We start from the raw sequence: 10,176 nt of genomic DNA on the forward strand, positions 1-10,176 counted from the left end.
TCACCCGTGTGTATGACATTTTAGTTTACTCCGTAGCCCGTTCTATCGCGTCAGAGAATCCCTGAAGCATTTTTTCATATGTTGCTTCCTCTGAGACCACCTTCTTGCCTTTTGCCGAAAGACGCTCAGCATACTTTGGGTTAGTGAGGATTTTCTTAATAGCATCTGCGAGAGCTTCTGGAGATTTTGTCGGGACAATTTCGCCAGTCTCGCCTTGGCGAACAATATCACCCGCCTCTCCCACGCCTTCGCTTATTACGACAGGAGTCCCTACCGACATAGCTTCAACGACTGTAAGTGGATATGCATCTGTCAAACTTGGAAGAACATAGACATCTGACAATTCATACAACGCTTTAACGTGTTCCCTGGGTACCCATCCTAAGTAATTTGTTATGTCTGCATTCGATATTGCCTTGAGCGACTCTGTATATTCTTCTTCTCCCTCTCCACCAATCAGTAGTTGAATTTGGCCCGAACTGTCAATCATATCTACAGCTTTAATTATGTCTTCCACCCTTTTTATTTCTATAAGTCTTCCTAAAAATAAGACAATTTCCTTGTCCCCACTAATATCATAATATTTGTGTACCGATTGTTCCTTTCCGGGTAAGTAGGGAGCATTTGGTGCCGTAAATATTACAGAACTTTTCATGAAAGAACTTTTCTTTATAAAGTCTTCAGATTTTTTTCCAGGAACAACAAACGTATCAGAAATAATTCCCATGCCGAACGCTAGCAATCGCTTCATCATTGTTTTTGAGAACTTTGTGTGCGGCATATCCCATACTTCGGTCCATGAGACAATACCTGCACCTGACAAGACCGCTGCACTTCCTGCCAACCAGGCATGTTTAAAAACAAAGTCGGGGAGTATAACAACATCATAATCTCCCCTCGCTATTTCAAGGAATAAATCTTTACCAGAAAGGAAGTAGGCGTTATATGGATAACTGTCCTCTGTGCCATCAAATATGTAAAAGTCTGTATTATAGTTTTCTGAAATTTTGCGGAATAGTGGATTGCGATAATCCCGGATTTTATTGTGTACGACCGCGATATTGAGTTCCTTCATTATTGATATCTAATAAGTGCGTCAGTAGACTATCGATACATACGCAGCAGTCAAAGCATGAATTAAGATAGCTGAACGAGGGTGAGATTTTAGTATACTCATTGTGACTAGATTTGAGCAAGGGCGGAATAAAAAATGTATTGATAACCGACAAACCTCTGAACGGTGTTGGACATACTGTGTACTACTAACGCAGAATTTATACCAAACTAGCCGTTGCTGCCTAATTCTTGAATACCTTAGCTGGTGTTTTGCCGTCGAGTGCTTGGTTGAGCCGTACTTTAGGGATGTCTGAAGTGTCGTATCCGCTGTTTCGCACTGGAGTGGTGCTCCGCCAGACAGAGTGAAAACGCTCGATCCGCATGGTTTCAGTATGGAACCCCTTCCGATATGTTTCCGGATTCGGTAATCTAGCCGACCACACAAATCGAGCCGTGAAAAGGCAGTCAGATAGTCGCTAGCATCGACAAGAAACTCTGTCTCGGCAAGATTGTGATTCTCTGTGAGTCGAAGTAAGAACGCCACCGCGGGACTTACGCTGCGGCGCTGAACATGCGCAGTTCGAGAAGTAGTTTCAGTACTTCACAAAGCCGGTTAGTTGAGAGGTCTGCTTGCTGAAGTGTGTCCAAAACCCCGCAAGCAGACGGTGAAATCCACGAAGACCAGCTCCTTAACTTCCTCGTCAACACGCTTGACGAGGAAGTTGACCTCGGTCTTGGCGCTAATGCTGAAATCGGTGCTGAGGATATCTACGAGGTCCTCGTCGGCGCTTGCGCCGACGGGACCTCGATATCTGAACTTTGCGAGACCAGTGAGAATTCTCCCCATCAAAACACGATTCTGTACCACCTCCGGGAGAAGTTCGACCTAACGTCGGTTGAACAGGTTGGGAACGCACTCCTGCAAAAGGACGTTCTAGAGGTTCTTCCCGAGCAGGTGGAGGTCGTCGCAGACCTCCACCTGCGGCCCTACTACGGTGACGAGGACGAAACAGCTGGCCTCTACCACTCAGAGGCAAAGCGTGGAACCACCGCGTTCCACGCCTATGCGACACTCTACGCGCGTGTGAAGAATAAGCGATACACGCTGGCGTGCGCCGTCTCGTCGACGGCGACACCGCCAGCAGTGTCCTCACCGAGTTTCTTGGTATCCTTGACGGCCTTGACCTCAGCGTCAAGGCCGTCTATCTTGACCGCGAATTCTACGATAGCAAGTGTCTCACTCTCCTCCAGGCACACAACTACGCGTACGTGATGCCGATCGTCCGGTGGGGAAAGACGATCAAGCAGGAACTCTCCAAAGGATGGAGCCGCGTCATCCAACACGAACTGACAGGGAAACTCGACGGTCACAGCTGGACCGTCGAGTTTCCCGTCTACATCGACTGTACCTACCAAAACGGGCGATACGACGAACACGGAGTGGCGCGTCACGGCTACGCCGCTGACGCGCCGTTCATTGACACACCACGAGATGCTCGATACCACTACGCGAAACGCTTCGGTATCGAGGCCAGCTACCGACTCTCCGAACAAAGCATTGTAACGACCACGACACAGAATCCGGTTGTACGGCTGCTGTACGTCGTGGTTAGTCTACTCTTGCAGAATGTCTGGCGGTATCTCCATTGGGAGTATGTGGCGACGCCCCGCCGTGGCGGGCGTCGCCTCTGGAAGTGGTCCTTCGAGGAGTTCATTAACATGCTGTGTCGGGCAGCGTGGACGGCCCTCGCAGTGCGTCGGGCCGTCCCCGTGAACCGGCCACCAGATGACCGGTTCCACCGGTAATCACCGACCGAGGACGCCGCCTTGCGAGTGGCAACGCTGCCGCGTCGGCGGCTGATCGCCGCCGACAGCGGCAGCTCCCCCTTCGATTAGCGTTCTTTGACCACTATCGACGACGCATCCCAACAGAACAGGTGACTCAACTCAGGTCAACTGGTGATGCTTTGTGAGGTACTGAGTTTTGAGTCTGCGTCGATTGCCCCATATAGCCACTTTTGCCATCAACCTCGACCTGTTTCTCACCAATCGCGGCCCGCCGACCGCGCCGCCATCAGAGGGTTACCCTGTGCTTCGGACAACGTATGCACCCAGTTTCAGACCGCACCGTGAGAGCGATCGACACCCAGCAGGTCTAAGTGTAGCTTCAAGTTTGTACTTGCTAGCTTAAGCTCTCTGAGCGCGCATTTACAGGAATGGGACGAAAACAGCACGTTGTCGATCTCTCTGCTGAGGAACGCAGAACGCTTGAGTGGTTCATTTCGACCAGTGAGCGAAAATCTGAGGATAATACCCGAGCCAGAATTCTGTTGAAGGCTGACGACGGGCTCACAGATGCTGAAATCTGTGAGCACGTCGGCTGTTCAATCGGAACACCGTACAACGCACGCAAAAACTACTGTGAGCGAGGGCTCGCGGCGATTCATCGCCGCAAGCCCGACCGCGAGTACGAACGCAAACTCGACGGCAAGGCTGAAGCCCACCTCATCAAACTCGCCTGTAGCGATCCACCAGAAGGACACGCTCGCTGGACGCTCCACCTCCTCGCCGACGAACTTGTCGCACTCGACGAGATCGACTTCGAGTCGATCTCTCACGAAACCGTTCGACAGCGGCTAAAAAAACGCCCTGAAACCCCATCTCTACGACTATTGGGCGATTCGGCCTGATCAAAATAAGCAGTTCGTCTACGAAATGGACAATGTCCTCGATCTCTACCACGAACCGTACGACGAGGATCGGCCGGTCATCTGTTTCGACGAGTCAAGTAAGGCGCTTCGTGGGCATAAGCGCGACCCGATCCCGGCCGAACCGGGATCGGTCGCTCGAATCGACACACACTACGAGCGAAACGGAAAGAAGAAAATTCACCTTGCCACGGAACCGCTGACCGGGTGGGTAACCGTCGCGGTCACTGATCGACGACGCGCATGCGAATGGGTTGACCAAATGGTCGAACTGGCGGATAATCACTACCCGGATGCGGACTGCATCCGAGTTGTGATAGACCACCTCAACACTCACAATCCGGCTAACTTCTACCAATTCTTACCACCGGACGAAGCACAAGAATATCTCGATCGATTCGAGTTTCATTTTGTCCCAAAACACGGGAGTTGGCTGAATATGGCGGAGATTGAGCTCGGCGTTCTCAAGCGACAGTGTCTCGATCGGCGAATCTATCACGCAGCGACACTCTGTTCAGAGGTCGCTGCGTAGCAGGATGATCGCAACGCGACAAAACGACTCATCGACTGGCAATTCACAACCAATGACGCGCGCATCAAGCTACGTGGACTCTATCCAGTTCCGATGGGCCAGAACTAGCGAGACAATGCCTGAAGCTACACTAAGATTGACATCGCCTTCTTGATCGACAGCCCCGCTGTATGGAGACGCACCTCAAACCACTGTAGCTGTGTCGGGGTGCGCTTGTTCTGCCAACATCTTGAATGTCCTCGTCTAAGCTTCTCTGAGGAAGTCTACATCTTCATTAACGGAACTCACTGAGACCTACTCGCTTCTCAAACTCGCTCAACTATTTAATCCCTATTGAGTCATAATATCAAATTTCGCCTGTTTACTATAACATTATTTGATTAAAGGTTGGAATTTTCCACTCTCTTCCCCTATTTTATTTGATATTTTATCCATATTATTCCATATATATTCTATTCTTCTTGGCCAGACATCATCAGTGTAATCAGTTCCTGCATCATATCTATCAATTATCTGAAGTCTATTCACGTGTGAGCTACATATATATAGGGCTATCAAGTCATTTTTGATGTTATATTTTTCAGCGAAAGTGCTTAATATCTTGTATAAAAACTTCGAATCTTGATTAACTTGCAAAAACCAGTGATGGAATCCATCTTTAAACGTATCTGAGGTGAAATCAACATATGTTAATAGCAAGTTACCTAGGTCTAATATCGGATGTGAATTTATACTTCCGAACTCCCAGTCTAATACCAGAGGATCACCCGAAGGTCTTAACATAATGTTTGACAAGTTGTAGTCTCCATGAGAGACTACTTGAGGCAGGTTTACTTCCCTGTCGAGCATTGGAGGTTCTATATCTTCCCCTGGAATTTCCAGATCTACATCTATGCGAGATTTATACCTCCCATCCAAGGTCTCATCCCATAGTGTTCTTAAAAATAAAATAGGTATTGTCAGGTTTTGTGTATGACTATTTACCCTAATATTTTCTAATAACATTTCTCCCCTAAGATATTTTTCGACCCATACATCTCCAAAAAGAGAGTTATGAAGTTCGCCATCAGGTAAGTGAACATCCGGAAGAAAGTTAGATATATACTTCGTAATTTCTGACTCCTTTCTGTTAAATACCGCATGTTGAGGTAGGTTTGGATATTTTAGAACTTCATTAGTATCCTCTATTATTGTTGTGCGCCTATTCCCTGATAAACAAAATCGATTATGGCGAATTGTGGTATCAGTATTATAGATATATACGCTGTCTCCAATCCCTATCTTTGTCAATAAATTTATTATTTTCCCGGAGAACGGCCACTTAACCAAATCATCAAGAAGGTCAAAGCTGTTTTCTGAACTAGAGAAAAATGCATACGATAGCCTCTGTGCATTTGGAAGCAAAATTATTCTTCCAACCGGATTACGTCCAGAAAATTTTTTCACTGGTCTTTTGAATAACGGTTCCTCTTCAAATTTATATAAAACAGTCTCGTTTGTCAATTGGACATTATCAGGCTCAACTAATGTAAATATTAAGTCATATCCTCCGCGGTCAATTGCGGAAGAGAAGGTGACTTCGTTATCTATGAATGCAATATTTCTGATTCCCCATTCTTGAGCGTAGTATTTTACCTCGTCCTTCGATTCGGTATGGAGGACATCTACATGATCACATACTTGGGCAAGCTGAAGAGGTTGAAGTTTTGTTGAGGGAGAAACACAAAGGCATCGACCACCAAATACTGTTGGAACCAACGCCCGCCAATCTTCTCGACCAGGATGAGGGATAGACATTTAGTTTAAATATCTAGTCTTATTTGCTTTATGTATTTATACGCACTCATAGATTATATACTCTGAATTTTAGTAATAAGTTTGCTCTTCAAACTCTTATTCCATTTCTCCTCTTCTGGAATCTCTAGAACGTATGTGTCTGTATTTTCCACTAATTCTCTAGCTAACTCAGTCTCTTTTTTCACAAATTTGCTAACATTACTGAATTGTATTGAGTTAGAGTCAGACACTAGCTCCAACACTTGTATAATATCTTGAATTTCTGAATTCCACTCCTGGTAGTTTACGGCCCGTAAGAAGTGGAAGGCTTTCTTCGAAGGATATTTTCTTATACTGACTTCTTCCTCAGGGTGAGTTTCTAAGAATATCAACTTATCGAAATTTGTTTTTTCTACAATCTCGCAATTAAACATCTCGGCAGCTGGAGTCCAATCCGTTTTCGCTAAGTGAGTATTAGATATCAACTTTAATCCCCGTAAAAGAATCGAATCTCTCGAAGACGCAATTGTGTTAATCCTTTCATTAATACAGTTTCTGTACCTATCAACACTACTAAAGTCCGACAATTCAGGGAAGGATTTTAAATTATATGAAAGTAAGTGAATAGGAGTGGGGAAGGCTTTAATTGATTCCTTTTTCGATAAAAATACGCGGTCATCAGATAAGTATCCTTCAGCGCCATCTTGGAGTAAAGAAAGGATAGTATTTGTTTTACCAGTGTGTCTCCACGCTGGGAAAACAAATGTTTCGCCTTTATAAACGACAGAGGAGGCATGGGTAATGATATAGTCATGTTCCAACATACTCTCACGAATTTTGAACTCCAATAGTAGCTGTGGGATTCGCGGATGACTATTTTTTTCGCAGACTATCTGATCATACATTCCGTCCGTGAATTCAATAATAGTATTGCCACTCCTATAGTATATATCGTCCCCTTTCTGAGCAAAATGGTCTAAGGGTGCCCCAAATGTAGCATCTGGGGAATATTCTATCTCATCCACAACTGTGCAATGAAAGTCTACGGCAGAGTTGCTTACTTCGTCCGTTTTAAATTCAGAATACAATTTTTGAAAATAGTCTGCTAGTGGTCCAGCTCCTTGAATTTTCACATTAGTCAGACCGTGGAAGTCAAATGAACTCATTGTTATAGGGATATTCAGCTAACACTAATATGTATCGCTATGCCTAAACCGACCGTGCTGATCGCCATTTATCAAGGAATGGGCATAGTATAAGAATCAGTACCTCACAAAGCGTCTTGGGCCACTGCTTCTGACGGTGAGTTCATTCATGAGGCAACGTCTGGAACGGCGGTTGACGATCACTCCAAGCCAGTAATGCCACGAAGCTGTCTAAGTCGGCTGCGGAAACCGCCTACACGATAGCGTTGCCACTACCAGAGGTCCTATTCCATTCAGTGATTACCGCTTGCTGTAGTGGCGGCGAGCTTGTCATGTTGTATCGATGAAGAGCGCGTCAACGGCACAGCCGTGACGCGCCACTTCATGTTCGTCGTAACGGCCCATCTTGTAGGTACAGTCGATGGTGACCGGAAATTCGATGGTCTACTGTTACCGTCGAATTCTGTCGTATGATCGTGTTCAATCTCACGACTCCATCCGTCCGAACTCTCCCGTTGAATGTCATATCTCCATGCGATGACTGGAACAACGTAGGCGTGGTTGTGCGCCTGCATCAGCGTGAGGCATTTCCCGTTGTGGAATTCGCTATCAACGTAGAGTGGCTTGACTTCGAAGCGAAGCTATCGACGAGGCCGAGAAACCCTGCGAGGACGTATTGGCAGTGTCGCCGTCGGCAAGACGGCGCACCGCCAGCGTGTAGCGTTTGTTACGAACCCGAGCGTACAGTGTCGCGTACGCGTGAAATGCAGTGGTTCGTCTTTGGCTTCCTTGAAGTAGAGGCCATCAGCCATCAGTCTCGTCTTTGTCACTGTAGTAGGGCCGCAGGTGCAGATCGAAGTCGCGTCGGCGGTCGCGCCGACGAGGACCTCGTAGATGTCTTCGGTATCAAGATCAGCGTTCTTACCGAGACTCACGCCAAATGCGCCAGTGATTGCGTTGACGAGGAAGTTAAGGAGCTGGTAATTGTGGATTTACAATCTGCTTGCTGCTGTTGTTTGGCCACACTTCAGCAAGCGGATCTCTCAATTAACGGACTTTGTGAGGTACTGAGAATTTGGAATATTGGTCAAAATTCTAGTTTTCGAAATAATAGATCGGTCGGTCATGATTGTAGTTTGGCGCAGATTCACAAAGGAATTCTACATCAAACCCATTTTGGCTGAGTGTGTCTATTATTCCTTCTATATAATATTCGTTGCTTAATTTCTCCGGATGTAATTCAATAATACCGGCGAGCGAATTCGTTGTATCTTGAGTCACTAGATCGTCAACTATAGCACCTTCCTGTCCCTCAGCATCAATTTTGAGCCATGCCGTGTTAATTTTCTCATCCCTGAACACGTCAGAAAGGGCAACTGAGGATTTCATACTAACATCTGTATCTAACTTATCGACGACACCATGCTGTTCTGACCCTGGTCTTGAATCTTCCTTGAAAGGTATTGATTCACCTGAAACCCCTGTAACAGGGTTGTGACTAATCATTGCATCGGCTCGCAAATTATTCAATTCTAAATTATGAACAAGATGCTTTCGAGGCGCACTTGCAGGTTCGTATACATAGAGTTTAGCGGATGGATTTAGGACGCCCAATATTACACTGTAGATGCCGTGGTGAGCACCGACGTCAAAAACTGCATAGGGTTCTGGATTAAGATCGAACCGATCGAGACCTATTCCTTCAGAGGTCTTTCCATCACTTATTACATTTTTTGCATTGATGAATGCCACTCTTGAAAAATACGCATATTTGAAGGTCTCTCCCATCGCTTCATGAGTGATGGTATTCGATCCCTTAAATAACGAAAGTCGGAACCAAACGTTAGCGACGGATCGTTTCAGATTCATAGTGTTCTCTTTAGCGGCAGAACTTAAGAATCCACACCTTATGTTCAATTCCACTATAGTCAGAGCATTATACTGAACACGGTTCTCCTCTCGGCAGACGACGACCTAGCCACCAAAATCGCGGACAATGGCGGAAACACGGAGTCCTTAATCTACGGGGGCCACACGTTCTGACCGATATCGCAGGCAATTTTAAATGTGTTGGCTCAGAGTAAAGAAGACGCAAATACTACCATAGATTCAGGGGCGTCAAGCTCGCTAATAATTTTTACAGGGGACGCGTCTTCATCCGCAACCTCAAAATTGATTGTAACGGCGCCCACGGCGCGGCGCAACTCATCGGCGATTACGCCGCGTTCGTCAATAATTCCGTTACGAATTGGGGTTCCATGTGCATCGCCATGGGCGAAACAGGCGGGCCAATCAGACAACCGCGCGAAGACAAATCGTTTGATTCCAATAGGGCGTCCGCCGGTGACACCACGGTTGAACTCAAAGACACGGATATCAAACCATCGGTTAGTGACAACGACTTCGTAGATGTGGGCACCGATCAGTAGGCAATTACCGAATGTGACTCTGGAAGCTTGTATATTCCGGGTATAGACGACAACCTCGTCTTTGTTGACACAGATAGTAGGTGGGGCATCCAGATCAAAAGCCCCGTGAATCAGAGGCACGTGAGCGGAAACCGCTTCGCTAATATCTTGTTTTTGGCTCTGTAGTTTCGATACACTGCGCTGGATTTCACGGGTATCGAACGCTCCGGCGAAGGTTGTAGACGGTGGCTTTGAGGATGATTTCACGGAATTCGAGCCACCAGCTTCGCGCACGCACGGCACCGCCGAGCGTGCGCTTGATGCTTGAGAAGACGGTTTCAGACATGGATCGTTGGTGGTACCGATCACTGTCCATGCGGGCGTTGTGAGCGTGATCGAGTGAGTTGAACAGCCGGTGTTTGATCAGCGGGCGGATGCCGTTGTGACGGAGCTCGTCGCGGAAGGCTTTCGCGTCGTATCCTTTGTCAGCAGCGAGGCTCCGCAGGTCGCCCGCGTTCCGGCGGGCGACCTGCGGGCCGATCTTGGCATCG

Annotated in this window: 8 protein-coding genes and 3 pseudogenes; 3 read left to right on the plus strand and 8 right to left on the minus strand. The window is 47.0% G+C overall.

Features of this window, described 5'->3' with window-relative positions:
* Positions 1-25 precede the first annotated feature (25 nt).
* Positions 26-1,075 carry a glycosyltransferase family 4 protein gene (locus VJ162_RS10890; RefSeq protein WP_324664227.1) on the minus strand — a complete coding sequence of 350 codons (1,050 nt, stop codon included), beginning with the start codon at positions 1,073-1,075 and terminating at the stop codon, positions 26-28.
* Positions 1,076-1,298: 223 nt separating this feature from the next.
* Positions 1,299-1,650, minus strand: a pseudogene (locus VJ162_RS10895) (IS6 family transposase); the annotation flags it as partial.
* Positions 1,651-1,696: 46 nt separating this feature from the next.
* On the opposite strand from VJ162_RS10895, the pseudogene VJ162_RS10900 reads away from it, so the two are divergent.
* From VJ162_RS10900 to VJ162_RS10910, 3 genes and pseudogenes are all read left to right on the plus strand, one after another.
* A pseudogene (locus VJ162_RS10900) lies at positions 1,697-2,862 on the plus strand (ISH3 family transposase).
* A 410-nt stretch (positions 2,863-3,272) separates the two neighbouring features.
* A complete protein-coding gene (locus VJ162_RS10905) occupies positions 3,273-3,746 on the plus strand; it encodes a helix-turn-helix domain-containing protein (protein WP_324664229.1) in 474 nt (157 codons plus the stop codon).
* Complete coding sequence (locus VJ162_RS10910) at positions 3,736-4,296, plus strand: IS630 family transposase (RefSeq protein ID WP_324664251.1); 561 nt, start codon at positions 3,736-3,738, stop codon at positions 4,294-4,296. The genes VJ162_RS10905 and VJ162_RS10910 overlap by 11 nt, the downstream gene beginning before the upstream one ends.
* A 372-nt stretch (positions 4,297-4,668) precedes the next feature.
* Here VJ162_RS10910 and VJ162_RS10920 read toward each other — a convergent pair whose 3' ends face one another.
* From VJ162_RS10920 to VJ162_RS10945, 6 genes and pseudogenes are all read right to left on the minus strand, one after another.
* A complete protein-coding gene (locus VJ162_RS10920; protein ID WP_324664231.1) occupies positions 4,669-6,093 on the minus strand; it encodes a phosphotransferase in 1,425 nt (474 codons plus the stop codon).
* A 53-nt stretch (positions 6,094-6,146) separates the two neighbouring features.
* On the minus strand, positions 6,147-7,238 hold the full coding sequence (locus tag VJ162_RS10925; RefSeq protein WP_324664233.1) for a hypothetical protein: 1,092 nt from the start codon (positions 7,236-7,238) through the stop codon (positions 6,147-6,149).
* A gap of 312 nt (positions 7,239-7,550) precedes the next feature.
* Positions 7,551-8,241: pseudogene (locus VJ162_RS10930) on the minus strand (ISH3 family transposase); the annotation flags it as partial.
* 71 nt (positions 8,242-8,312) lie between these two features.
* Complete coding sequence (locus tag VJ162_RS10935; RefSeq protein WP_324664236.1) at positions 8,313-9,005, minus strand: FkbM family methyltransferase; 693 nt, start codon at positions 9,003-9,005, stop codon at positions 8,313-8,315.
* A 287-nt stretch (positions 9,006-9,292) separates the two neighbouring features.
* Positions 9,293-9,892: a hypothetical protein gene (locus VJ162_RS10940; protein ID WP_324664238.1), complete on the minus strand. Its 600-nt coding sequence runs from the start codon at positions 9,890-9,892 to the stop codon at positions 9,293-9,295.
* Positions 9,834-10,176: transposase (locus VJ162_RS10945; protein WP_324664240.1), on the minus strand; the 343-nt coding region annotated here is incomplete at its 5' end. The genes VJ162_RS10940 and VJ162_RS10945, both read right to left, overlap by 59 nt.

The sequence above is a fragment of the Haloarcula sediminis genome, assembly GCF_035656455.1.
In the GTDB taxonomy this organism is placed as follows: Archaea; Halobacteriota; Halobacteria; order Halobacteriales; family Haloarculaceae; genus Haloarcula; species Haloarcula sediminis.

What these genes read in the sequence shown, in the direction of transcription:
- VJ162_RS10890 (WP_324664227.1), bottom strand. Translation starts at nt 1,075, where the DNA reads ATGAAGGAACTCAATATCGCGGTCGTACACAATAAAATCCGGGATTAT.
- VJ162_RS10905 (WP_324664229.1), top strand. Translation starts at nt 3,273, where the DNA reads ATGGGACGAAAACAGCACGTTGTCGATCTCTCTGCTGAGGAACGCAGA.
- VJ162_RS10920 (WP_324664231.1), bottom strand. Translation starts at nt 6,093, where the DNA reads ATGTCTATCCCTCATCCTGGTCGAGAAGATTGGCGGGCGTTGGTTCCA.
- VJ162_RS10925 (WP_324664233.1), bottom strand. Translation starts at nt 7,238, where the DNA reads ATGAGTTCATTTGACTTCCACGGTCTGACTAATGTGAAAATTCAAGGA.
- VJ162_RS10935 (WP_324664236.1), bottom strand. Translation starts at nt 9,005, where the DNA reads ATGGGAGAGACCTTCAAATATGCGTATTTTTCAAGAGTGGCATTCATC.